General features: G+C 59.5%; 23 protein-coding genes. 17 read left to right on the forward strand and 6 right to left on the reverse strand.

Annotation, left to right across the window (positions count from 1 at the left end):
- Positions 1-44 precede the first annotated feature (44 nt).
- The gene (locus HP15_RS02980) at positions 45-623 is read left to right on the forward strand and encodes an LON peptidase substrate-binding domain-containing protein (protein ID WP_039882136.1); all 579 of its coding nucleotides are present in this window, start codon (positions 45-47) and stop codon (positions 621-623) included.
- Here the strand turns inward: HP15_RS02980 and HP15_RS02985 are convergent.
- From HP15_RS02985 to HP15_RS02995, 3 genes are read right to left on the reverse strand one after another with little or no spacing between them, the layout of a single operon-like run.
- Positions 620-2,077: a bifunctional DedA family/phosphatase PAP2 family protein gene (locus HP15_RS02985; protein WP_014576125.1), complete on the reverse strand. Its 1,458-nt coding sequence runs from the start codon at positions 2,075-2,077 to the stop codon at positions 620-622. The two genes, HP15_RS02980 and HP15_RS02985, sit on opposite strands and share 4 nt — an antisense overlap.
- Positions 2,074-3,072 carry a GGDEF domain-containing protein gene (locus tag HP15_RS02990; RefSeq protein WP_008176443.1) on the reverse strand — a complete coding sequence of 333 codons (999 nt, stop codon included), beginning with the start codon at positions 3,070-3,072 and terminating at the stop codon, positions 2,074-2,076. The genes HP15_RS02985 and HP15_RS02990 overlap by 4 nt, the downstream gene beginning before the upstream one ends.
- Positions 3,069-4,085, reverse strand: a complete 1,017-nt coding sequence (locus HP15_RS02995) for a GGDEF domain-containing protein (protein ID WP_014576126.1) — start codon at positions 4,083-4,085, stop codon at positions 3,069-3,071. The genes HP15_RS02990 and HP15_RS02995 overlap by 4 nt, the downstream gene beginning before the upstream one ends.
- Positions 4,086-4,258: 173 nt before the next feature.
- Between HP15_RS02995 and HP15_RS03000 the strand changes: the two genes are divergently transcribed.
- The 10 genes from HP15_RS03000 to lipB all read left to right on the forward strand — a co-directional run bounded on the left by HP15_RS03000 (position 4,259) and on the right by lipB (position 13,290).
- On the forward strand, positions 4,259-5,515 hold the full coding sequence (locus tag HP15_RS03000; protein WP_008176439.1) for a glutamate-5-semialdehyde dehydrogenase: 1,257 nt from the start codon (positions 4,259-4,261) through the stop codon (positions 5,513-5,515).
- A gap of 5 nt (positions 5,516-5,520) precedes the next feature.
- Complete coding sequence (gene nadD, locus HP15_RS03005; RefSeq protein ID WP_014576127.1) at positions 5,521-6,171, forward strand: nicotinate-nucleotide adenylyltransferase; 651 nt, start codon at positions 5,521-5,523, stop codon at positions 6,169-6,171.
- 70 nt (positions 6,172-6,241) lie between these two features.
- A complete protein-coding gene (gene rsfS / locus HP15_RS03010; protein ID WP_008176434.1) occupies positions 6,242-6,592 on the forward strand; it encodes a ribosome silencing factor in 351 nt (116 codons plus the stop codon).
- A gap of 2 nt (positions 6,593-6,594) precedes the next feature.
- Positions 6,595-7,065: a 23S rRNA (pseudouridine(1915)-N(3))-methyltransferase RlmH gene (gene rlmH / locus HP15_RS03015; protein ID WP_008176432.1), complete on the forward strand. Its 471-nt coding sequence runs from the start codon at positions 6,595-6,597 to the stop codon at positions 7,063-7,065.
- 9 nt (positions 7,066-7,074) lie between these two features.
- Positions 7,075-8,964, forward strand: a complete 1,890-nt coding sequence (gene mrdA / locus HP15_RS03020; protein WP_014576128.1) for a penicillin-binding protein 2 — start codon at positions 7,075-7,077, stop codon at positions 8,962-8,964.
- A complete protein-coding gene (gene rodA / locus HP15_RS03025) occupies positions 8,964-10,106 on the forward strand; it encodes a rod shape-determining protein RodA (protein WP_008176427.1) in 1,143 nt (380 codons plus the stop codon). Before mrdA ends, rodA begins: the two co-directional genes overlap by 1 nt.
- A gap of 123 nt (positions 10,107-10,229) precedes the next feature.
- A complete protein-coding gene (locus tag HP15_RS22800; RefSeq protein ID WP_014576129.1) occupies positions 10,230-11,123 on the forward strand; it encodes a septal ring lytic transglycosylase RlpA family protein in 894 nt (297 codons plus the stop codon).
- Between the two features lie 56 nt (positions 11,124-11,179).
- The gene (locus HP15_RS03035) at positions 11,180-12,346 is read left to right on the forward strand and encodes a D-alanyl-D-alanine carboxypeptidase family protein (protein ID WP_041644971.1); all 1,167 of its coding nucleotides are present in this window, start codon (positions 11,180-11,182) and stop codon (positions 12,344-12,346) included.
- A gap of 30 nt (positions 12,347-12,376) precedes the next feature.
- Complete coding sequence (locus tag HP15_RS03040; RefSeq protein WP_008176421.1) at positions 12,377-12,646, forward strand: HP0495 family protein; 270 nt, start codon at positions 12,377-12,379, stop codon at positions 12,644-12,646.
- A gap of 5 nt (positions 12,647-12,651) precedes the next feature.
- A complete protein-coding gene (gene lipB / locus HP15_RS03045; protein ID WP_014576131.1) occupies positions 12,652-13,290 on the forward strand; it encodes a lipoyl(octanoyl) transferase LipB in 639 nt (212 codons plus the stop codon).
- A 1-nt stretch (position 13,291) separates the two neighbouring features.
- Here lipB and HP15_RS03050 read toward each other — a convergent pair whose 3' ends face one another.
- Positions 13,292-14,383 (reverse strand): GGDEF domain-containing protein, encoded by a 1,092-nt coding sequence (locus tag HP15_RS03050; protein WP_014576132.1) that lies wholly within the window; start codon positions 14,381-14,383, stop codon positions 13,292-13,294.
- 252 nt (positions 14,384-14,635) lie between these two features.
- Between HP15_RS03050 and HP15_RS03055 the strand changes: the two genes are divergently transcribed.
- The gene (locus tag HP15_RS03055; RefSeq protein WP_014576133.1) at positions 14,636-16,081 is read left to right on the forward strand and encodes an ABC1 kinase family protein; all 1,446 of its coding nucleotides are present in this window, start codon (positions 14,636-14,638) and stop codon (positions 16,079-16,081) included.
- On the opposite strand, the gene HP15_RS03060 is transcribed toward HP15_RS03055, so the two are convergent.
- The gene (locus tag HP15_RS03060) at positions 16,021-16,464 is read right to left on the reverse strand and encodes a YqaA family protein (RefSeq protein WP_041644973.1); all 444 of its coding nucleotides are present in this window, start codon (positions 16,462-16,464) and stop codon (positions 16,021-16,023) included. The genes HP15_RS03055 and HP15_RS03060 overlap by 61 nt on opposite strands.
- A gap of 60 nt (positions 16,465-16,524) precedes the next feature.
- Between HP15_RS03060 and HP15_RS03065 the strand changes: the two genes are divergently transcribed.
- Together HP15_RS03065 and HP15_RS03070 are read left to right on the forward strand one after the other, a co-directional pair.
- Positions 16,525-18,651 carry a methyl-accepting chemotaxis protein gene (locus tag HP15_RS03065; RefSeq protein WP_014576134.1) on the forward strand — a complete coding sequence of 709 codons (2,127 nt, stop codon included), beginning with the start codon at positions 16,525-16,527 and terminating at the stop codon, positions 18,649-18,651.
- 120 nt (positions 18,652-18,771) lie between these two features.
- Entirely contained in the window at positions 18,772-19,026 is a 255-nt protein-coding gene (locus HP15_RS03070; RefSeq protein WP_008176407.1) for a GrxA family glutaredoxin, read from the forward strand.
- Between the two features lie 89 nt (positions 19,027-19,115).
- On the opposite strand, the gene HP15_RS03075 is transcribed toward HP15_RS03070, so the two are convergent.
- Positions 19,116-20,378: a 6-phosphofructokinase gene (locus HP15_RS03075; RefSeq protein ID WP_014576136.1), complete on the reverse strand. Its 1,263-nt coding sequence runs from the start codon at positions 20,376-20,378 to the stop codon at positions 19,116-19,118.
- Between the two features lie 155 nt (positions 20,379-20,533).
- On the opposite strand from HP15_RS03075, the gene mpl reads away from it, so the two are divergent.
- The 3 genes from mpl (at position 20,534) to HP15_RS03090 (ending at position 23,884) form a co-directional block, all read left to right on the forward strand.
- A complete protein-coding gene (gene mpl / locus HP15_RS03080) occupies positions 20,534-21,928 on the forward strand; it encodes a UDP-N-acetylmuramate:L-alanyl-gamma-D-glutamyl-meso-diaminopimelate ligase (protein WP_014576137.1) in 1,395 nt (464 codons plus the stop codon).
- A gap of 46 nt (positions 21,929-21,974) precedes the next feature.
- Entirely contained in the window at positions 21,975-22,622 is a 648-nt protein-coding gene (locus HP15_RS03085; RefSeq protein WP_014576138.1) for a flavin prenyltransferase UbiX, read from the forward strand.
- A 122-nt stretch (positions 22,623-22,744) separates the two neighbouring features.
- Positions 22,745-23,884, forward strand: coding sequence for an acyl-CoA dehydrogenase family protein (locus HP15_RS03090; protein ID WP_008176400.1), 1,140 nt, complete (start codon positions 22,745-22,747; stop codon positions 23,882-23,884).
- Positions 23,885-23,954: the final 70 nt, after the last annotated feature.

Here is a 23,954-nt window from a genome sequence, read left to right on the forward strand (position 1 = left end):
GCTGTGTAAACTGTGGAGTCTGCTTTCCGGTGACTGTTGCACTTATGAATGTACCTTTATTCCCCCTGAATTCCATCGTCCTGCCCAGGGGGAGGATTCCCTTGCAGCTGTTTGAGCCGCGCTACATCGACATGCTGACCCGTTGTCTCAAGGAGGATCGTGGGTTCGTTGTGGTGCTGTTGCAGGAAGGCGGAGAGGCCGGGCGCACCGCCGCCTTCTACGATATCGGCACCTATGTACGTATTATTGATTTCCAGCAGCTGGAAAACGGCCTTCTGGGGATTACCGTTGAAGGCGAATCCAAGGTCTCCGTGGTCCGCAGCTGGCAGCAGGAAGACGGCCTGAATGTGGGGGACGTCGAGTGCCTGATTGAAGAGGCAGAGAGTGAGGTGCCGGAGCGTTTCAGCGAGTTGCCCTCGGTTCTGAAGGCGTTGTTTCGTCATCCGGTCATCCGGGACCTGAACATGGACATTGACTATGGTGATGCCCGGGATGTTGGCTGGCGGCTCACCGAACTTCTGCCATTGGACAAGCAGGAGAAACAGAAGCTGGTGGAATTGCAGGACCCTCTGGAGCGGCTCACCCGGCTTCAGGGGCTCCTGGAAGCGCTGGAAGAAGGCTAGGTTCCAGCAACCGGCCTGAAGTTCAGAACCGCCTGATCCCAGGACAGCAGGATGTAGGCTCCCGTAAGGATTAACCACACCACCGCTGCACCAACGATGGTGATATCCGGCGCCAACGGAACCTTGTCATAGCGGCTGTAACTGGCCCGCACCGCACCGGTAACGGCCAGGGCAAGCAGTAGTCCTCCAATCACATCGGTGAACCAGTGCACCCCAAGGTAGAGCCGGCTCAAAGCCACGGGCACCAGTGGCAGCGAGAGCAGCACGTAGTATTGCCAACGTCTCCGATGCCTGCTTTCGCCGGCGACGAAACTTGCCAGCAGCGTCACTAGCAGGGTGATGCCCGCCGTGTGGCCACTGGGAAAAGCGCCGGAATTCGGCGGGCCCATGACTTCATCCGGCCGGGGCACGCCCAGCATCGCCTTCAGGCCCCAGACCAGAACCACCGTCACTGCGATAGCCGCCAGAACATGGATGGCCGCGGCGTAATAGCCCCGGAATAGCAGTGCCGCGCAGGCGAGCACACCGGCGGTCATTAACACCGGCGCGTCACCCAGCAGGGTAATGGCAATGAAGGGACCGTCCAGCAGAGGTTGCCGGAGTTGCTCAAACCAGAGAAGGGTGGCCTGATCGAATCCATCCAGGAGGCTGGTGGCGGTAGCCAACTGCCCCCAGATCAGAAGTAGTGCGGAGGCACCCAGCGCCAGCATGAATGAGGCCAGCGGGAATTCGCCCTCCCGGGCCGGTCGTTGATTCGTGTACAAGCGCCAGAAACGGTTCGTAGCCTCGTATTGCGCCATCCACTGCTTCAGCCAGCGGTAGAAACGGCTGTCCTCCCCGAGCCCCAGCTGAAACCTCAACAGCACGAAATAGACCACCGTCAGGGCCGCGAGGCTGATGCCGATGACCGCGTAAAAATGCGCCGGAGGCCTGATATCACTGGCCAGGGCACTGCCCACCAGGAACCCCGGGAAGATGTAGACTGGCGCCCAGGCAACTGCGGAGCCGATGTTGAAAGCCAGAAAGCGTCGCCAGGACATCATCAGGGCCCCGGCCACGAGCGGGATGATCGGTCTGACCGGGCCGACGAAGCGGCCGATGATCACACTCTTGCCGCCGTGACGCTTGAAGAAGCGCTCCCCGGTACCGATGATTTTTGGATAACGGCTCAGTGGCCAGGCGGTTGTCAGGCGCCCCTGCAGCAGTCGCCCCAGGCCAAAACTTGCCGTGTCGCCGGCGATGGCCCCAAGGCCCGCCCAAAGCAGTGCTTCCGCAAGCGGCATACCGGTCTCCCCCGCCAATACGGCGACGGCAAACAGGATGGCGACACCCGGGACAATAATGCCGGCTATAGCGAGTGATTCGATGAAGGCAGTCGAAAACAGGGCTGTTGCCAGCCAGCCGGGATGCAGGCTGAGCCATGCCGACAGATCGTTCAGCCAGGCACTGCTCATGTTTCGATGGTTTCTCCCGGGCTGAACCAGACCGAATCCGTACCGCGTCTGCGAGCTTCTTCCATGGCCTGGTGGGCCCGGTCCCTGAGTGTGTCGGTACGGGTGTCGCCACTGCCGCGGGTGGTGCAGCCGAGGCTTACTGTGGCTTTGCCAACCACCGGCCAGTGGTGTTCGGCAATGGTGCGGCGAATCCGCTCGGCAATCACTCGCACGCCTTCTTCCGGGGTAAACGGCAGGATCAGGAAAAACTCCGAGTCTTTCAGTGTGTACAGGGTATCGCCGGCCCGAATCACGCCGAAGAGGTGCTCGGTCATATCCCTGAACAGGCCCTGAACCTGGTCCCTGCCGTGAAGGTCGGCCACTTCGTCGGCGTAATCAATGCTCAGGTCGATGACGGACAGGCAATGCCCCGTGGCGATGGCACGGCTGATCTCTTTCTGAAGGGTTTCATCCAGAAAGCGGGCATTATGGGCGCCAGTCACCGGATCGGTAATGGCGAGGTCCTCTGCCGACTGGGCCATGTGGTCATAGTGCCAGATGTACAGTGCTGCAACCGCCAGAAGGATGAACAGGCCCCCCGTGATGGCAATGGCGTCAGCCGGTGCCTTTTCGAGGAACAGGATGATCGACATGGGTACCAGCAGCAGAAGCGATAGCCCGACGCCCTGACGCAGGGGCAGGATAAGCAGGTTCAGCACCAGCAGGGGCATGGCCCAGTGGCTGATGCCCGGGGCGTCCATGGTCAGCAGCGCTGCCAGCATGCCACTGTTCAGGCCGGAGAGGATGACCAGGTGCCCGGGGGCCGACAGCTGGTGCCGGCGGCAAATGATGGTGTAAACGGCACCCGCGAGGGTCAGAACCGCCATCCCTGAGGCCAGGTAAAAGAGTTCGTAGAAACCATAGCGGAGGTTCTGCATCGCCAGGGTGAAAATGAACAGGCAGGCGATGCCGTAGCCAAAGGCATGGGTCCAGGTTCTCAGTCGGGTCTCTGTCATGCCACTGGCCCCTCTGCCCGAGGCTGGCTTGGTTGTGCCGGCTGCGACCATGAACTGTAGGCCTGGCTTCGGTTGCCTCCCTGCTGCTGGGCCCGGCGCAGGGCATTCGCGGCACTCTGCTGCAGACTGTTGGCATCGTCACCGATATTCAGGCCGGCGATCCCGGTGCTGACGGTCAGGTTCATGCCGTGGGATTCCAGAAGCGTTGCCAGGCCCTTGCGGATCGTCTCGGCGCGGGCGATCGCGTCGCTGGTGGAAATGCCCGGCAGGATCACCAGAAACTGCAGGTCCGCGACCCGGTAGTAGGTGTCGAAATCACGGATCTGGGAATGCAGGTAGCGACCAATGCGGGGAAGAATCGAGCGGATGTCCTCATCCGGTTCGTCATCGCTCAAATGGGTGTCCAGCCCGATCATGATAATCGACATATCGGTGCCCTCCCGCTCACTGCGCTGGATTTCCTTGTGCAGGTCGGCAGACAGGTATTCCCGGCTGGCCGCCTGGGTCAGTTCGTCGGTACGGCGCAATGGCGCAAGTTGACGGGTCTTGTAGTCCCGCAGGAAGACCAGCAACGCCGAAAGCAGCAGGGTAAGAAGAAAGGCGCTGATCATCTGGTGGCGGTCGGCAAGGCCTACCGCCCATTGTGTCGCGATCATTGCCAATACAGCGATGATCAGTGTTACCACGGCTGCGGCCGCTGGCGGAACCAGGGCGAAAGCAACCAGAGGCAGCGCGTAAAGCCAGTGACTCAGGATCCATGGGCCAGTCCAGAAACTGGCCAGCAGTATCAGCAGAAGCACGACAAAGAAAGCCTGCTGGATTCTCGGCCAGGGCTGGTGGACCCGGTTGGGGTGGAACGTCTTTCCGGCAATGACAATACCTGCCGCGGCAGCCGCGGCTGCGGCAACCATGGGTTCGCCCAGCACGGCGCAAAGGGTCGCAATGGCGATCAGGGCCACGAAGCCCGCTCGCGACAACTTGCTCAACAGGAATTTTTCGGCCATCTGGGCCATGGTGTCCTTCCTTTTCCCGAACTCCCTTGAAAAACCGTCCCCGGGGAACCTTTATAGGTCCGAGTATGGCATATCGCAGCGGTATAATATCTGTTTGGGATGCGTACTTGAAACGGGAAAGGTAAAGTTAGGCCCTGATTCCCGATTCCGCTTGAAAACAGAAAGGTATTTGAATGGATATTGCAGCGTACATGGCTGAGGTTGGGCAGCAGGCCCGTGCAGCGGCAACCGGAGTGGCTCGTTCGACCACCGCCGTGCGTAATCAGGCGCTCCTGGCGACGGCCGAGGCCCTGGATGCAGCCCGGGAAGAACTGGCCCTCGCCAATGGCAAGGATCTGCAGATGGGCCGGGAAAATGGCCTGGATGCGGCGATGCTTGACCGGCTGGAGCTGACACCCCAGCGAATCGATACCATGATTGAGGGCCTGCGCCAGGTGGCCTCCCTGCCAGACCCGATCGGTGCCATCACCGACATGAACTACCGGCCCTCCGGTATCCAGGTGGGCAAGATGCGTGTTCCGTTAGGCGTCATCGGTATTATTTACGAGTCCCGTCCCAACGTGACGGTCGAGGCTGCGAGTCTGTGCCTCAAGTCGGGCAATGCGACCATTCTCCGGGGCGGCTCAGAGTCCATTCATTCCAACCAGGCCATTGCCCGCTGTCTTTCCGCGGGGCTCGCCAAAGCGGGACTGCCCGAGAATGCGGTGCAGGTGATCAAGACAACGGACCGCGCTGCGGTCGGAGAGTTGATCACCATGCCGGACTACGTTGATGTGATTGTGCCCAGGGGCGGCAAGGGGCTGATCGAGCGCATCAGCCGCGATGCCCGGGTGCCTGTCATCAAACACCTTGATGGCGTCTGCCATGTCTACATCGATAGCCATGCCGATCCGGAAAAGGCGCTGAAGGTGGCGATCAACGCCAAAACCCACCGGTACGGAACCTGCAACACCATGGAAACCCTGTTGGTGGATGCAGAAATCGCCGAGGATATCCTGCCTCTGCTGGCCCAGGCTTTTGTTGAAAAAGGCGTGGAATTGCGGGGCTGCGAGCGAACACGGGCCATCGTCGAAGGCGTGGTAGAAGCTACCGAGGCAGACTGGGAAGCCGAATATCTGGCTCCGGTCCTGGCAGTGCGTGTGGTTGACGGCCTGGAAGGCGCCATTGCCCATATCAACCGCTACAGCTCCCAGCATACCGACAGCATCATTACCGAGAACTACACGCGGGCACGGCGCTTCATCACGGAGGTGGATTCCAGTTCGGTGATGGTCAATGCCTCCACGCGCTTCGCCGATGGGTTCGAGTATGGTCTGGGGGCCGAAATCGGCATCTCCACTGACAAGATCCACGCCCGGGGACCGGTGGGGCTGGAAGGCCTCACATCCCAGAAATACGTGGTCTTCGGTGACGGGCACATCCGGACCTGATGCCCATGCATGTCATTTATGGAGGGACCTTCGATCCGGTGCATCATGGCCATCTCAGGCTTGCACTGGAAATCAGCGATCGTCTTGGCGTGGATTACGTCAGCCTGGTGCCCTGTCATATTCCGCCTCACCGGGGGCAAACCGGGGCGTCTTCCAGTCAGCGCCTGGAGTTGTTGAGGCTGGCAGTGGCCGGTGAGCCCCAGTTGCGGATTGACGACCGTGAGCTCTCACGGGAAGGAGCGTCCTACACCGCCGATACCCTTCGCCAACTCCGGGCCGAGCTTGGCCCGGATGAACCCCTGGTGATGGTGGTTGGCACGGACGCATTTGCTGGCTTCGATCGCTGGCGGGAATGGCAGCAGATTCCGGGTCTGGCGCATGTGGTTGTGGTCCGTCGGCCGGGCCCGGCATTGGACCCATCCTCCGAACCGGCCCGATTACTGGCAGAGCGTGGTGTGGAAAGCCCGGAGGCCCTGCATGACAGCCCCTGCGGCTGCGTTCTCGAGCTGGATCCACCCTTGCTGGATGTTTCCGCGACCGGTATTCGGGAGCGTATCGGTGACGGCCGTTCGCCACGCTATCTGGTGCCTGACTCGGTCTGGACAGAAATTCGCCGCCAGGGGCTCTATGGAGCATGCCCTGACGGGAACTTTTAGTGCTACAATCGCGTCTGAATATGACATTTCGGGCGGCCATACCGGCAAACGCCCGTCCAACAGGGTGATTATGCAGGCAGAGCAACTGAAAGATCTGGTAATTAATGCGCTTGAAGATGTGAAAGCACAGGACATCAGCGTGATCGATGTCCGTGACCGCACCAGTGTCACCGACTTCATGGTTCTGGCATCCGGAACGTCCAACCGACATGTAAAATCCCTGGCAGACTCCGTCGTGGTCGAAGCGAAGGAGAAGGGCGTGCGCGCGAGCAATGTTGAAGGTGCCGGCGTCAGCGACTGGATTCTCGTGGATCTGGGCGATGTGGTTGTTCACGTTATGATGCCTGCCACACGAGAATTTTACGATCTGGAGCGCTTCTGGCGTGATGCTCCGGATCTTGGTGTTGCGGGCAGCGAATAATCATGCGGTTACGCCTGATCTGTGTGGGGCAGAAAATGCCCGACTGGGTCAGTACCGGATTCGGAGATTACGCCCGCCGCATGCCGCCGGAGCTACCCGTGGAACTGGTTGAAATCCCCGTCGCCCATCGGGGCAAGAATCCCGATATCCCCAGGCTGATGCAGCGAGAAAGTGACGCCATTCTGGCGGCCACCGGCGCGAAAGACCGGGTCATCGCGCTGGAGGTTGGTGGGCGGCCGTGGTCGACCGAAAAGCTTGCGGCGCAGCTGGAGAACTGGCAACAGGATGGCCGGGACGTCAGCTTTCTGGTGGGCGGCCCGGATGGCCTCGCCGACGATTGCCGCAAACGGGCCGACCAGCAATGGTCGCTGTCGCCCCTGACCCTGCCTCATCCCCTGGTGCGTATTGTTCTGGCAGAGCAGCTCTATCGGGCCTGGTCGATCACCCGCAATCACCCGTACCACCGGGCCTAGGGGGACGTTATGCCATGGGGTGAGTTCAAGGATACGGCAGCGGAACGCCGGCTTTTCCAGCGGCGGAGCCTGGTCATGCTGGTGCTTGTCATGCTCGCTATCGGTGGCCTGATTGCCCGGATGTACCAGCTTCAGGTCGTGGAACATGAGATATACACCACGCTCTCAGACAAGAATCGCGTCCAGGTCCAGTCCGTGCCTCCTCCCCGGGGGCTGGTATACGACCGCAATAACACCCTGCTGGCGGAGAACCGCCCCGTTTTCAGTGTGACGCTTGTGCCCGAGCGGGTACAGGGCATGGACGATACCCTGGCGCAGCTTGACGCGATCCTGGAGATCTCCGAGGAAGACCGCGAACGGTTTCAGCGTCGGCTTCAGGAGCCCCGCCGACCCTTCCAGGAAATCCCCCTTCGCTATGACCTGAATGAGCAGGAGATGGCACGCCTCGCCGTGCATCGCCACGAGCTTCCGGGCGTCGAGGTCAAGGCTGAGCTGGTACGGTATTACCCCCACAGTGAGCTGACGGCCCATGCCCTGGGATTTGTCGGGCGTATCAATCGGGATGAGTTGCAGAGGATCGATCCGGTCAACTACGCAGGCACCAACTACATCGGCAAGTCGGGCATTGAGCGGTTCTACGAGGAAATCCTCCACGGCCAGGTCGGCTACCAGCATGTCGAAACCAATGCCCGTGGCCGGACTCTCAGGGTTCTGGAACGTGAGAACCCGGTTCCCGGGGAGGATCTGCAGCTGCATCTGGATCTCAGGCTGCAACAGCGTGCCCACGAGCTTCTTGATGGTCGTCGGGGCGCCATCATTGCCATAGAACCGGATACCGGCGGCATTCTCGCGCTGGCCAGCGTGCCGGGGTTTGACGCCAACAAATTCGTCACCGGTATCAGCGTCAACGATTATCGGGAATTGAGCGACAGCAAAGACAAGCCCCTGTTCAACCGTGCCTTGCGCGGTCAGTACCCGCCAGGCTCAACCCTCAAGCCCATGCTTGCGGTCGCCGCCCTAGACAGTGGCGCGACCACCCGGGATTACACCATCTGGGATCCGGGGCATTTCCGGCTGAATCAGGGTGGCCGGGTCTGGCGCGACTGGAAGCGGACGGGGCACGGCTGGGTCGATCTCAAGGACGCTGTGGCCGAATCCTGTGACGTCTACTTCTACGAGGCGGCGGTCGAAATGGGCGTGGATACCATGCACAGCTACCTGTCTCATTTTGGCTTCGGGGAAGACGCGACGCTTGATGTCTCCGGGGCCCTGAGCGGCTTGCTTCCCTCCAGAGACTGGAAAAGGGCAGTGCGCAATGAACCCTGGTATCCGGGAGATTCCGTGAACCTGGGTATTGGCCAGGGCTTCATGTTGGCAACACCGTTGCAACTGGCGACAGCGACCGCCCTAATCGCCAATCGAGGCGAGTGGGTCGAGCCGAGGTTACTGAAAGATATCAAGGGGGATCGCCCGGTCGAGGAGTTCCTGCCGGCCGAAACCCACGAGCCGCTCAAGTTGAAGAACCCGGACGACTGGGAGTATGTGGTGGAAACCATGGTTGAAGTCATGCACGGAGCGAAGGGCACTGCCCGGGGTGCTGGCCGTGGTGCCCCCTACAAGATGGCAGGCAAGACAGGAACTGCCCAGGTCTTCAGTCTGGCCGAGGATGAAGAATACGATGAGGAAGAAATCCGCGAGCGGCTTCGGGATCATGCGCTTTTCGTGGGTTTTGCGCCGGTAGATAACCCGAAAATTGCCGTCGCCGTTATTGTCGAGAACGGCGGCAGCGGCAGTGGCACCGCGGCACCGGTCGCGCGGGCGCTGTTTGACTCCTGGTTGCTGGATTATGGCCAGGGGGATAGCGCATTGGTCAGTGGTGTCGGCGAGGTGGCTGACTGATGGCGTTCAAGGCGTTACTGGATTCAACCGCAAGCAATCCTCTTGGCCGGCATCGGAGCATCTGGACAGCGCTGCATCTGGATCCAATCCTGTTGCTGCTGTTACTCCTGCTGGTTTCCGGCGGGCTGTTCGTGCTCTACAGCGGTGCAGACCGGAACCTCGAGGTCGTCAAGGCTCAGGGCATCCGGCTGGGCGTGGCGTTTGTCGTGATGCTGGTATTTGCCCAGCTGGATCCCTCGGTGTTTCGCCGTTGGGCGCCGTGGCTTTACGGCGCCGGTATTGTGGCCCTGATTGCGGTTCTGCTGGTGGGCGTTGGTGCCAAGGGTGCGCAACGATGGCTGGCGATCCCGGGACTCCCACGTTTCCAGCCATCGGAATTGATGAAGCTGGTGGTTCCCATGATGGCGGCCTGGTATCTGTCCAGGCATTTCCTGCCGCCCAGATTCCGGCATGTGACCGTCGGGCTGGCGATCGTTCTGGTGCCCATGGTCATGATCATGCAGCAGCCGGACCTGGGGACCTCGCTGCTGGTCGGCATGGCCGGTATCTTCGTGGTGTTTTTTGCGGGCATCAGCTGGAAACTGATCACGGCGTTCGTGGCCATGGTGTCCGTTTCGGCCCCGCTGATGTGGTTCTTCGTCATGAGGGAATACCAGAAACAGCGTGTGTTGACGCTTCTGGACCCTCAAAGTGACCCCCTTGGCGCCGGCTGGAACATCATCCAGTCCAAGACCGCCATCGGTTCCGGTGGCGTGGATGGCAAGGGCTGGCTTCAGGGAACCCAGTCGCACCTGGAGTTTCTGCCAGAGAGCCATACCGACTTCATCGTCGCAGTGCTGGCTGAAGAGTTCGGGTTCGTGGGCATGCTGATCCTGATGACAGTGTATTTCCTGATCATACTGCGGTGTCTGTATATTGCCGCGACGGCCCAGGATTCGTTCAGCCGCCTTCTCGCGGGTGCGCTCACCATGACGTTCTTCATCTACATCTTCGTAAATGTCGGGATGGTAAGTGGACTTTTGCCAATCGTTGGTGTGCCATTGCCCCTGATCAGCTACGGTGGGACATCGGGGGTCACCCTGATGGCAGCCTTTGGTGTTTTGATGTCGATTCATACCCATCGGCGAATGATTGGCGCCTGATTCGGTCAATCAAACCATGGCCACAGGGTAATGGTGATTCCGTCGGAGAACCCGTTACAATGAAGGCTGGACCACCGGGAACCTGATACTGGTGGCCAGTGTAGTCAAGAGGAATTCCGGACAGTGAACTGCAAGCCCTCATTCTCCCTCCTGCTGTCGGTGGTTGTGTCGCTGGTACTCGGCGGCTGCGCGTCGGCCCCGGAAACGGACCATTCGTCCCGCTATACCCTGGCAACCGACAGGGCCCCTTCGGGTAACTTCGATGTGTCCGGTCTTGACGATGCGATTCCGGTTTACGAGGCCCCCAGGAGGGCGGGCAATAAATCGCCCTACCAGGTCTGGGGCAAGCAGTACCACGTGCTCGACAGCAACGACGGTTATGTCGCCCGGGGTACGGCGAGCTGGTACGGCGAGAAATTTCATGGCCACAAGACCTCCAACGGCGAAACCTTTAACATGTACACCATGTCCGCCGCGCACAAATCCCTGCGGATCCCCGGCTATGCACGTGTAACGAACCTTGATAACGGTCGCTCGGTGATTGTCCGTGTCAACGACCGCGGTCCCTTTCACAGCGACAGGATCATCGACCTGTCATACGCCGCTGCCAAGAAGCTGGGGTACCAGGCCAGGGGCACGGCCCGTGTGGAGGTGGCTGCGATCACCGTCAGGCCGGATGGCGCCATGTTCATTGCCGGCGAGCCTTATTCCCCGGGAGATCCGGCCGGCTACGCTGAAAGCCGGGTGGAGGCAAGCGGTGACATGGCCATGACCAACCGGTCATTGTTTGTGCAGCTGGGGTCCTTCAGCAGCCGGGATCCGGCTGAAAAACTGCTCAGCCAGGTGAGGGCGGTGCTGGAGAATCCGATGCGCGTTCGGGCAGTGGATACCTCCGCGGGGCGCTTTCATCGGGTTCAGGTGGGCCCCTTCAATGACGAAGACAGCGCCAGGCGTACCCAAAGCCTGCTGGAAGCCCGTGGTTTCGATCAGTCCATCCTGCTGACCGATACGCACTGAATAAACCGAACACGACATATTTAAAAAAATACACTTAACGACGAATGAATGGACCCATGGCCTTAAACTCTGCTTTTCGAACTCTCTCCGTTGTCCTTGTGCTGATGCTTGCCCTGACAGGCAAGGCAATGTCCCAGTCGGTGCTGATTCCGTCGCCGCCGCAGATTGCCGGCAGCTCCTACGTGTTGATGGATCCCAAGAGCGGACGGATCATCATGGAGGAGAACAGCCACGAGCGTTTGCCTCCGGCCAGTCTGACCAAAATGATGACGGCCTATATTGTCGAGCGTGAGCTTGATGAGGGCCGCATTGCCATGTCCGACATGGTTCCCATCAGCGTCAATGCCTGGAAGACCGAAGGTTCGCGCACCTTTGTTCGGGAAGGCACCCAGGTTTCGGTCGAAGATCTGCTCAGGGGAGTCATCATTCAGTCGGGCAACGACGCCTCTGTTGCCCTGGCGGAATTTGTTGCAGGCAGTGAAGGAGCCTTCGTTGACATCATGAACCAGCAGGCCCAGCTGCTGGGAATGAAAGACACCAATTTTGTGAACGCGACCGGCCTGCCCTCGCCGGAGCATTTCTCAACAGCGTATGACCTGGCGATGCTGGCCCGCGCGATCATCAACGATTACCCGGAGAACTATCCGCTCTACGCTGAAAAACATTTCACCTACAACAACATTCGCCAGCCGAACCGGAACAGTCTGCTCTGGCGCGATGACAGTGTCGACGGCCTGAAAACAGGCCATACCGAGGAGGCGGGTTATTGCCTTGTTGCCTCTGCCAAACGCAACGACACCCGTTTTATTGCCGTGGTTATGGGCACCAACAGTTCAGAAGCACGGGCCCAGGAAATCCAGAAAATGCTGAACTACGGCTTCCGCTACTATGAGAGCGAACGCCTGTTCCGGTCGGGCCAGGAGCTCATCGAAGCCCGTGTCTGGGGCGGTCAGGCTGATCAGCTCTCCGTTGGCATGACTGAGGATGTCTACGTGACCATTCCACGGGGTTCCCGAAACGATCTTGAATCGACGGTCGACCTTGATTCTGTGATCAAGGCACCCATTAAAGTCGGGGACGAGCTGGGACGGGTCAAGGTCTCCTATAACGGCGAGGTACTGGTTGATCAGCCGGTGTTGGCCCTGACCGAGGTTCCCGAAGGTGGCTTTTTCAAACGCATCTGGGACGCCATCAAGCTCTTTTTCGTTCAGTTATTTCAGTAGGGTGATGTTGATCCCGGGGAGTAAAACGGCATGAGTGAGCCGAAAGCACCAAAAATTGAGTTTCCTTGCGACTATGTGATCAAGGTGATTGGCAATGCGGCCCCGGATTTCACCGAGTTCGTGGTCGAGGTTGTGGAGCAGCATGCCCCCGGAATCAGCGAGACCGATATCACCGTTAACGACAGCAGCAAAGGCCGCTTTTCCTCGGTTCAACTGAAGATTGTGGCCACGGGCGAAGCGCAACTGAAGGCCTTGTTCGAGGATCTCAAGGCCAGTGGCCGCGTACACATGGTGCTCTGAGCCTGATGCCTGACCTGATTGTCCGATCCCTGGGTGAGCAGCCCTATCTGGAAACCTGGGAGGCCATGAAGGCCTTCACCGCTGACCGCGATGACAGTGTGGCGGATGAACTCTGGTGTTTGCAGCATCCGCGGGTTTATACCCAGGGCCAGGCGGGGAAGGCCGAACATATTCTTGCCCCGGGCGACATCCCGGTGATCCCGGTGGATCGGGGCGGGCAGGTGACCTACCACGGTCCCGGCCAGCTCGTGATTTACCTGATGATCAATCTGACTCGCAAAAAACTTGGTGTACGTTCTCTGGTGGACGAGATCGAACAGGCCATCGTCCGCACGCTTGCAGAATTGGGCGTTGAGGCCGCTCCGAGACCGGACGCCCCGGGCGTTTACGTGGGCGACGCCAAGATTGCCTCGCTCGGACTGAGGGTTCGCCGGGGTTGTTCCTTTCATGGCCTGGCGCTGAATGTGGATATGGACATGGAGCCTTTTCAGCGCATAAACCCCTGCGGCTACGCCGGAATGGCCATGTGTCAGGTTCGCGACTTTGTTCCCGGTGTGACACTGGCTGACGTGCAGCAGCGGTTGTCGCAGCAGCTGGTCAGTGGCCTGGCTCACCACGATGTCGATTTCCGCGAGGGCTGGTAGCTCAGGCCGCGGCTTCATTCTCGTAACCGCATGCGCGGTTACGTCCCTCGGATTTCGCCCGATACAGGGCTTCGTCTGACCGCTGCAGCAGGCGATCAATGGATTCCGAGCCACGGATCGACGCCACCCCCACACTGATGGTTGCCTGAATCGGGCCCTGCTCCGTGCTCACGGATCTGACGGCAAAAGCTTCACGGATCCGGTTTGCGGATGCCAGCGCCTCCCCGGTATTGGTTTCGGGCAGCAGAACCAGGTACTCCTCACCGCCCCATCGGGCCAGCGTATCAACTTTGCGGCATTGTTCCCGAAGGGTCCTGGCCACCAAAATGATCAACTCGTCACCCACATGGTGCCCGTAGTTGTCGTTAACGCTCTTGAACAGGTCAATGTCCATCAGCAGCACCGAAAAGGGCCGGGCGTTGCGAAGATAGCGCTGATACTCGATGTCCAGTTGCTCAAGCGCTTCGCGGCGATTGGCCAGGCCGGTCAGGGCATCGTGCTTGGCGGCATACTCGAATTCCGCGGCCAGCTTCAGCAACCCCAGCTTGCTGCGCCGACGGCTCTGGTCAAGGATGTAACAGGTGACCATTTCAAAACCCAGCACCGCTATCATGGTGATTCTGAAACTGGTGCTGTGCGGCGGCTCGAACAGGAAATCCCCCAGTGGGCTGAACAGGAAGATGACGGCGGCGAACCCGCCACAGCAGGCGAGCAACCCAACCCGGGATTCGCTGATGTAAAAAATGATGGGCGGGTAGGCAAACAACCAGATAATGGCGGAACCGTCCTCTACCGCGTTGATAGCCAGGTAGGTGAACAGCACCGTAATCAGGGTTATGAAGCCGCGACGCTGCAGGGTCTTGTTACCGAAGAGCAGGTAGCTCACAGAGTTGACGGCAAGAAGAACGGCGAAGCCAACCAGTAGTGGCGGCGTGATCGGGTCGTTCTGCAGGCTGGAGCGCCAGGCAAAGAAACAGAGCAGGGGAACGGCAACAGCGGTCAGCCAGTTGATCAGGATCGGGACAGGAATCTCGCCCTTGACCCGGAACTGCGACAGCTCCGTATCCGGCGTTTTTCTTGCTGTTTGCGGCATTTTCAGATCTTGTTGTTGTGATAGTCGTTGTTGGACCTTACGTATCTAGAAATACTAGACCGGTTTCCCGGCGAAAACTGTGTCGAAACGTAAACGATCCGGTTGTGCAGATGTAAACCGGCAACGGGGCTGGCGCATTGGCCCCGTGGCCGCGGCAGGCCGGTCGACTCGGTTAGGTCAGCTCCCCTGACTATCCGTATAATGGTGTAAGCCGCCAAACGTGGTGAAATTCTCTGATCCGAACAGGTCACTATGTCTTCCAGACGTTCAGGAAATTCGGTTTCCCGCATCAAGACAGGCAGTTTCGAGCGCAGGCTGAGTCTGACCCGTGCCGGGTTGTTTGCCGGTACCCGTATGGCCTCACACATGGCAACCAACTGGTTCAGCACTCGGGAAAACCGGGAAAAACGTCACCGCGCCATGCTTTCGAGCCAGGCCCGGTTCCTGGTGGATGAACTGGGCAAGTTAAAGGGCAGCGTGGTCAAGATTGGCCAGGTTATGGCTCTGTACGGCGAGCATTTTTTGCCCGAGGAAGTCACCGAAGCGCTCCACACCCTGGAAGATCAGACCACTTCTCTGGAATGGCCGGCTATCGAGCGTGTGCTGAAAGACGAGCTGGGCGCGGAGCGTCTGGCGCAACTGGATGTAGAGCCCGAGCCTATTGGCGCTGCATCGCTGGGGCAGGTCCACCGGGCCTGGCGCCGCAGTGACGGCCTGGAGCTGGTGCTGAAGGTGCAATACCCGGGCGTTGCCGACGCGGTAGACAGCGACCTGAATGCTGTCGCCCAGTTGCTGCGAGTGGCCAGGCTGGTCAGTTTTGGCCCCGAGTTCAATGACTGGCTGGAGGAAGTCCGGCAGATGATGCATCGGGAGGTGGACTATCGCCTTGAGGCGAAGACCACCGAGAAATTCCGCAACATGCTGGCATCGGATCCGAGGTTCATTGTGCCCAGGGTCCTGCCGGAGTTTTCAACCGAGCACGTTATCTGTTCAACCTACGAACACGGGCATTCGGTCAGTTCCCAGTCGGTCAGGGACCTCCCGCTGGAACGTCGCAGTGCCCTTGGCAAGGCCGCCCTGGAGCTGTTTTTCCGGGAATTGTTCATCTGGGGCGAAATACAGACCGATCCTAACTTCGGCAACTACCGCATCCGGATTGCCGGGGAAAAAGGGGATGACCCGGGGTACGACCGTATCGTCCTCCTCGATTTCGGCGCCGTGCAGTCCTACTCGGACGAGTTTCTCAAACCGGTCATCCAGATGATCAAGGCATCCTACGAGAACGACCTCGATGCGGTAATCGATGGTGGCGTGAAGCTGCGTTTCATGAGCACCGAGTGGCCGGAGGAGGTACTGGAGAAGTTTGGCCAGGTCTGCATGTCGGTGCTTGAACCGCTCTCCAGCGACAAGGATTCCTGGCCAGACTATGCAGTAAACAGCCATGGCCAGTATCGTTGGAAGCAGAGTGAACTGCCGTCCCGGGTGGCGCGTCAGGCGGCCCGGTCGGCGATCAGTCGCTATTTCCGCGTGCCCCCGAAGGAGTTCGTGTTCCTTAACCGTAAACTGATCGGGGTCTACACATTCGTTGCGGTTCTGAATTCCGAATTTAACGGCGAGCCGCTGCTTCGGAAATACCTCTACGGTGAAGGTGACGATGCACCGGACGCCTCCGCGACGAGCCAGAGCACAAAGGCGTAGCGGGCCCCCTTGCCAATTCCTACCAGTATCACAAAATTGAGCCACGGCACGCGCATGATCCCGCCAACCAGGGTCAGCGCGTCGCCGCCCAGAGGCAGCCAGCCCATCAGCAGAGACCATTGGCCATATCGGTTAAAGCGGTTCCTCGCCTTGTGCAATTGCATCTCGCTGATCGGAAACCAGCGTTTATGCTTAAAGCGATCTACCTGCCGGCCGATAACTCCATTAACGACCGAGCCCAGCGTGTTACCCAGTGTTGCCCAGAACCACAGCCACCACCAGGAGTAACCCTGTGTTATCAGCGTGCCCAGCAGAACTTCCGAGTAAGCGGGCAGCAGCGTGGCAGCGGCGAACGCGGTCAGAAATAGCGTCAGGTAGGCCACCGGCCCCTCCGTGCTCTAAAATAGAATGAACCTCCAACTCCCCGCAGGTCCGCCTTCACCATGAAACAGTTATCGCTCCGCTTCAAGCTCTACGCCCTCGTTGTGTCCCTGCTTCTGATAATGGGCATCAGTATCGTGGTGACTGCCCAGCTGTCTCTCGGAGCCATGGAGAAGAGGTTGAGTGTCGAGACCCGGGATACGGTGCAGGGCATTGTAATGGATCAGCTCAGCGCAACCGCTGGCAAGTTCGGCGAGCTGGTCAGTGGTCAGTTTGCAACTGCCTTTCGGACCCCGGAAGTCGTCCGCAATGTCATTACCCGAAATATTCAGTCCGACAGTTCCGGTCGAATCAGCAGGACGGCCCTACAGGAGACTGTTGGCGCCGTGCTTGAGGAGCAGAAAAGTCTGAGCTCGATATACGCCCAGTTCGAGCCGGATGGCTATGATGGGCAGGATCGCTATTTCACCGGTGGTGTTGAGGAGCACAGCAGCGACGAGGGTACCCTGGAAATCTATTACTACCGGGATCCGGAGGGCAAGGTTCACTTCAGCCGCACCGAGGACCCGGCTACGAAGTATCTGGATAGTCTGAACGAATTCGGGATTCGGGAAGCCGAGTGGTATCTGTGCTCGCGGGACACCAGGGCACCCTGCATCATGGAGCCCTATGATTACGAAATCAGTGAGGGCTATTCCGAGCTGATGACCAGCCTGGTGGTTCCGATTCTGGACGACGGGGCATTCGCCGGCGTGGTGGGCGTCGATATCAATCTCTCGACACTGCAAAGAACCATTTCCGGTGTCAGCAAGGAACTGTTTGACGGCAAGTCCCGGGTCACGCTGATCAGCGAGCAGGGTCTTATCGCGGCATCCAGTCATTATGAGGCTCATCTTGGTCGGCCCCTCCAGGAAGCTTTGCCGGAGCATGGCGATACCTTCTCAGGACTGCATCAGGGTGGGGGGACCTTCGATGACGGCCAGACCCTGGCCGTGGCCTATCCCGTCGAAATCAGTCTGCCCGATGCCGAGTGGTCGTTGTTGATTGAACTGCCAAGAGATGCCGCGCTTGCCAGCGTTTCCGAAATCACGGGCCTGCTGTCAGACGAAGTGGCCGCAACCGCGACCCGCCAGACCCTGGTAGGCATCGGTGTCGTGGTTCTTGCTGTTGTCGCCCTCGTTCTCCTGGTCCGCTCGGTGACCCGCCCGCTGGATGAGATCCGGGATCGCATGAAGAACCTGGCCAGTGCCGAAGGGGACCTTACCCGTGAGCTGGAAATCGACACCCACGCCGAGCTGATCGAGCTGGCTGGCGGATTCAATGCCTTCCTGGCGAGGCTGAGAGAGATGATCAACGACCTGAAGGACGTAAACGCCAAGGTCCGCGAACAGGCCAGGGATGTCGGAAGTATTGCGGTTGAGACCGATGAGCAGACCGGCAGGCAACATCAGGACATCGACAGCGTGGTGACCGCCATGAACGAAATGTCTGTCGCTGCCGGTGAGGTCGCGGGATTTGCCGGCGAGGCGGCGGACAATGCCCGGATGGCCCAGGACGGCATCCGCTTTACCCAGGACACCTTGTCGTCCGCAGTCAACGGCGTGAGCGCGGTGGCCAATGATATGGGCGAGGCCAGCACTGCGATCGGCCAGGTGGCCAATCGCAGTGAGGACATCAACCGGATCCTGGATGTCATCCGTGGCGTCGCAGAACAGACCAACCTGCTGGCGCTTAACGCCGCCATTGAGGCGGCAAGGGCCGGTGAGCAGGGGCGCGGCTTTGCCGTTGTCGCCGATGAGGTCCGAACCCTTGCCTCCCGGACGCGGGAATCCACCGATGAAATCAGCACCATGATCGACGGTCTCAAGCAGGATGTGAACGGGGCGGTTTCGGTGATCCAGAGCGGTGTTGATCGCGCCACCTCGGCGGTGGATGGCACCCAGGAGGCGGCCCATTCCCTGGCCACGGTTGTCGAGCGGATCGGAACCATTGTCGAACACGTGACCCAGGTGGCGACCGCAGCGGAAGAGCAAAGCTCGGTGAGCGAGGAAATCAATCGCAACCTCACTCATATCGGTGACGCCGCCAACGATCTCCGGGAACTTGCTGGTCGCGTCAAAGGCAGTGGTCAGGCCCTGGACAATGAAGTGCAGGTTCTGGAGCGGGAGCTCGGTCGCCTGAGGACATGATGGGCGGCTACTATGGTGGCGATTCAAAGCATCAATTTTAAATTAGCGTGCGCCGTGCCATCATTCAGCCATAGGATTTCAGTCCTGAAACATACAGCCAGAGACTTTAGGGAGGTGTTTATGGAGCAGGTCACGATTTATGGCCGCTCGAGTTGTGGTTTCTGCGTTCAGGCAAAGCGCCTGTGTGAGGCCAGGAACATTCCCTACGTCTGGGTCGATATGATCGAGAAGGGCATGAGCAAGCAGGATATCGCGGACAAGATTGGCCGGCCGGTTTATACCGTGCCGCAGATCCTGGTGGGCAACCAGTACGTGGGTGGGTTTGATCAGTTCTACGCCTACATGCGCGACCAGCAATCGGAGCTGGCCCGCTAATCATCTGCGTGTAGTGTCTGAACAATGAAAAAGCCTGACAGAGCTACTCTGTCAGGCTTTTTTTGCTTTCCGGTACGCTGTTCGTTCGGCTACAGCTGGAACTCGGTCTTCAGTTTCTTCTCGGTCAGCGTGTTCTGGAGTTTGGCAACACGCGGCAGGCCGTTATCGAATGGCGGGAAACTCTCACCGGCAATCAGAGGTTCCAGGTAGTCCCGGCAGTCCTGGGTGATACCAAAGCCATCGTCGGTGATGAAGTGGATCGGCATCTTTTTCTCCTGGTTTGCCACTTCGCTCAGCGGGGCCTCACCGATCTTCCAGACGTAAGGTTTGCCCTGTTCGCGGACGATCGTGGGCATCAGAGCCTGCTTGCCGTCGAGTGCCATTTCCACGGCGGCCTTGCCAACCGCATAGGCCTGCTCCACGTCGGTGGCGGAGGCAATGTGGCGGGCACTGCGCTGAAGGTAGTCGGCAACGGCCCAGTGGTATTTATGGCCCAGGGCCTGCTTGACCATATTGGCCAGGGCCGGAGCAACACCGCCCAGCTGGGTGTGGCCAAACGCGTCCTTGGCTCCGGCGTCCGCCAGGAAGCGACCATCTTCGTACTGGGCACCTTCGGAGGCCACGACTACACAGTAGCCATATTCCTTCACACAATGATCCACGCGCTCAAGGAAGGCGTCGCGATTAAAAGGGATTTCCGGGAACAGGATGACGTGGGGCGGTTCGCCCTCGCCCTGTCCGGCCAGGCCGCCGGATGCGGCAATCCAGCCGGCGTGGCGCCCCATTACTTCCAGGATGAACACCTTGGTGGACGTTTCGCACATGGACTTGATGTCCAGGCTGGCTTCCAGGGTGGACGTGGCAATGTATTTGGCAACCGACCCGAAGCCCGGGCAGCAGTCGGTGAACGGCAGATCGTTGTCCACGGTCTTGGGCACGCCGATGCAGGTAATTGGGTAGCCCATCTTGTCGGCAATCTGGGAAACCTTGTAGGCGGTGTCCTGTGAATCCCCACCGCCGTTGTAGAAGAAGTAGCCAATGTCGTGGGCCCGGAACACCTCGATCAGGCGTTCGTACTCGCGCCGGTTCTCGGAAATGTTCTTGAGCTTGTGACGGCAGGAGCCGAAGGCGCCGCCCGGGGTGTGAATCAGTGCCTGGATGGCATCGTCGCTTTCGAGGCTGGTATCAATCAGTTCTTCCTTCAGCGCCCCGATAATGCCGTTGCGTCCGGCAAACAACTTGCCGATTTTGTCCGGATGCTTGCGGGCGGTCTGGATGACGCCACAGGCACTGGCATTGATGACGGCGGTGACACCGCCGGACTGAGCGTAGAATGCATTCTTGATGGCCATCTCGGGCTGGAGCCTCCTGCTGGTTCGACAATGGCGCAGATGATACGCCAATCGACGGCAATTTTCATGAGCAGGATTGCGGATAGCGTGGCTCTTGACGGGGTGGGGCGGATACGGGAGGCTTGTCGGGTTTCAACTCAGAGGGCAGTTGCGGAATGCACATTCATATCCTCGGAATCTGTGGCACTTTCATGGGCAGCCTGGCCGTTCTGGCCCGGGAACTCGGCCATACCGTGACAGGCTCCGATCAGGGTGTTTATCCACCCATGAGCACCCAGCTGGAGGCTCAGGGTATCAGTCTGATGGAAGGGTATAGCCCGGATCACCTGGAGCCGAAACCGGACCTGGTGCTCATCGGTAACGCCATGTCCCGCGGCAATCCGGAAGTCGAAGCGGTGCTCAACCGCAATATCGACTACATGTCCGGGCCCGAGTGGCTGAGCCGCGAGGTGCTTAGGCACCGTTGGGTCATGGCGGTAGCCGGTACCCACGGCAAGACCACAACCACGTCCATGCTGCTCTGGATCCTGGATCAGGCCGGGTTTGAACCAGGATACCTGGTGGGCGGTGTTCCCCGGGACTTTCCCGTGTCGGCGCGTCTGGGCAACAGCGACTTTTTTGTGATCGAGGCGGACGAGTACGACAGCGCCTTTTTCGACAAGCGCTCCAAGTTCGTCCATTACCGCCCCCATACCCTGATCCTGAATAATCTGGAATTTGATCACGCCGATATTTTCGAAAACGTCGAGGCCATCGAGCGGCAGTTTCATCATCTGGTCCGGACCGTCCCTTCCCAGGGCCTGATTATCCGTCCCGCGGTGGATGGCCACCTGGACAATGCCCTGGCACTGGGTTGTTGGAGCCCGGTTCAGGACACCGCCATTGGCAGCGAGACCCCGCGCATGTCGGACTGGCGGGCCGAGCTGCTATCGGAGGATGGCAGCCGGTTTCTGGTGATTCACCACGAACAGCCGGTGGCAACGCTGAAGTGGGATCAGACCGGTCTTCATAATGTCCGCAATGCTCTTTCTGCCATTGCTGCCGCCCGTCACGTGGGCGTCACCCCAGACCATGCGGTGGCCGCCCTGTGCCGGTTCTCCGGCGTCAAACGGCGGATGGAGTTGCTGGCGGACATAGACGGGGTGCGCGTATACGACGACTTTGCCCATCATCCCACCGCCATTGCCACCACACTTGAGGGCTTGCGCAACCAGGTGGGTGATGAACCTATCCTGGCATTGATCGAGCCTCGTTCGAACACCATGAAGCAGGGCGTCCACCAGCAGACACTGCTGCCCAGCGCGGAAATCGCGGACCGGGTTCTGTGGGCGAACCTGAATGACATGGAGTGGCTGCCCGAACTGATTGCCGGTTGGCAGGCGCTGAATGCCGGTTCCGATCGACACCGGGTGGAGGCCACAGTGGAAGATTTGCTGGCGCGCACCCTGGAAGATCTTCCCAGCCCCTGCCACATTGTGATCATGAGCAACGGCGGCTTTGGTGGTATTCACGGTAAACTTATTGCCGAGCTTGAGCGTATCCGTGGCTGATCCGGCGCAACCGGCGACTCCCCCTGACTGACAAGTGGCGATATTCATGACCAACGACCATAACCGGCCAACGACCGTAAACCTGGCCTTCACTGGCGCGTCCGGTGCCCAGTATGGCCTGCGCCTGTTGCAGTGCCTGGTCTCAGCAGGCTGCCGGGTGAATGTGATGGTCAGCCGGGCTGCGCAGGTGGTGATCGCCACGGAAACCGATCTGAAACTGCCGGGAACGCCGCCGGCGATGCAGGAAACATTGTCTGCCTACTCGGGCGCTGAACCGGGGCAGGTTCTGGTGTTTGGTCGGGAAGACTGGTTTGCACCGCCGGCTTCGGGCTCCGGGGAGAAAGCGCCACTGGTGGTCTGCCCCTGTAGTACCGGAACGCTCTCGGCCCTGGCGACCGGTGCCAGTAACAACCTGATTGAGCGGGCCGGAGACGTTGCGCTGAAAGAGCGTCGTACGCTCATTCTGGTTCCCAGGGAGGCACCTTTCTCCGAGGTGCATCTGGAGAATATGCTGAAACTGACCCGCATGGGTGCCGTCATCATGCCGGCGAGCCCCGGCTTCTATCACAAGCCCCAGTCGCTCGAGGATCTGGTGGATTTTATTGTTGCCCGGATCCTTGATCATCTGAACCTGCCCCAGGACCTGATGCCCCGATGGGGCGAAGCCCGGGCCGAGGACAAGCGCAAGGGCTGAGGCTGCTCTAAGCGATGGTTTTGGCCAGCCCGATTGATGCTTTTCATCATTGAGCAAACCGGGCTCCGGGCAGAGACTTGGTGAACGACAATCACAACACAGGTTATTCACCGAGGTTCACCATGATTCCACGCACTCTCTTCGACGCCGACCTTGAAGGCTTTCGCGATTCTGTCCGCAAGTTCCTGGAGCAAGAGGCAACGCCTTACCATGATCAGTGGGAGAAAGACGGCCAGGTTAGCCGCGAGCTCTGGCAGAAAGCTGGTGAGCTGGGCTTCCTTTGCCCATGCCTGCCGGAAGAGTTTGGCGGTGTTGGCGCGGATTTCCGGTACAGCGCGGTGTTGATCGAAGAGGTAGCCAGGGCCGGCTTGACGGGCATAGGCTGGGGCCTGCACTCTGACATTGTTGCGCCTTACGTGCTCAACTACGGCTCCGACGAGCTGAAAAATCATTATCTGCCCAAACTGGCCAGCGGCGAAATGATTGGCGCCATTGCCATGACGGAGCCGGGTGCCGGCTCGGACCTGCAGGGCGTGAAAACGACGGCGGTGAAAAACGGCGATCATTACGTGCTGAACGGTTCCAAGACCTTCATCACCAACGGCCAGCTTGCTGACGTGGTTATTGTTGTTGCCAAGACCGACCCCAAGGAAGGGGCCAAAGGCATCAGCCTGTTCATGGTGGAAACCGCGTGGGAAGGTTTCGAGAAAGGCCAGAACCTGAACAAGGTGGGCATGAAGGCCCAGGACACCTCCGAGCTGTTCTTCCAGGATGTGAAAGTACCTGAGAAGAATCTGATCGGTCCGGGCGAAGGCCAGGGCTTTTTCCAGCTGATGCAGGAGCTTGCGGCCGAGCGCCTTCAGGTGGCCCTGGGTGCTGTTGCCGCAGCCGAAGCCGCCTGGCAGTGGACCCTGGATTACGTCAAGGAGCGCAACGCCTTCGGCAAGCCGGTGATTGCGTTTCAGAATACCCGCTTCAAGATGGCGGAAATGAAGGCGGAAATTACCGCTGCCCGGGTGTTCACTGATCGGTGCCTGGAGCTGCATCTGGACAAGAAGCTCGACATCCCCACCGCGGCGATGCTGAAGCAGCTCACCACAGACCTGCAGTGCAAGGTGATGGATGAGTGTGTTCAACTTCACGGCGGCTACGGCTACATGTGGGAATACCCGATCGCACGGGCCTGGGCGGACTCAAGGGTGCAGCGGATCTACGCCGGCACCAATGAAATCATGAAGGAAATCGTTGCCCGTTCATTCTGAACCCTCGCCACGGGGGCTGGTCATAAGGGCAAGTGAGGGCAGTGCTGGCACTGCCCGTTTCCTTTGATCA

Source organism: Marinobacter adhaerens HP15, assembly GCF_000166295.1.
Lineage (GTDB): Bacteria > Pseudomonadota > Gammaproteobacteria > Pseudomonadales > Oleiphilaceae > Marinobacter > Marinobacter adhaerens.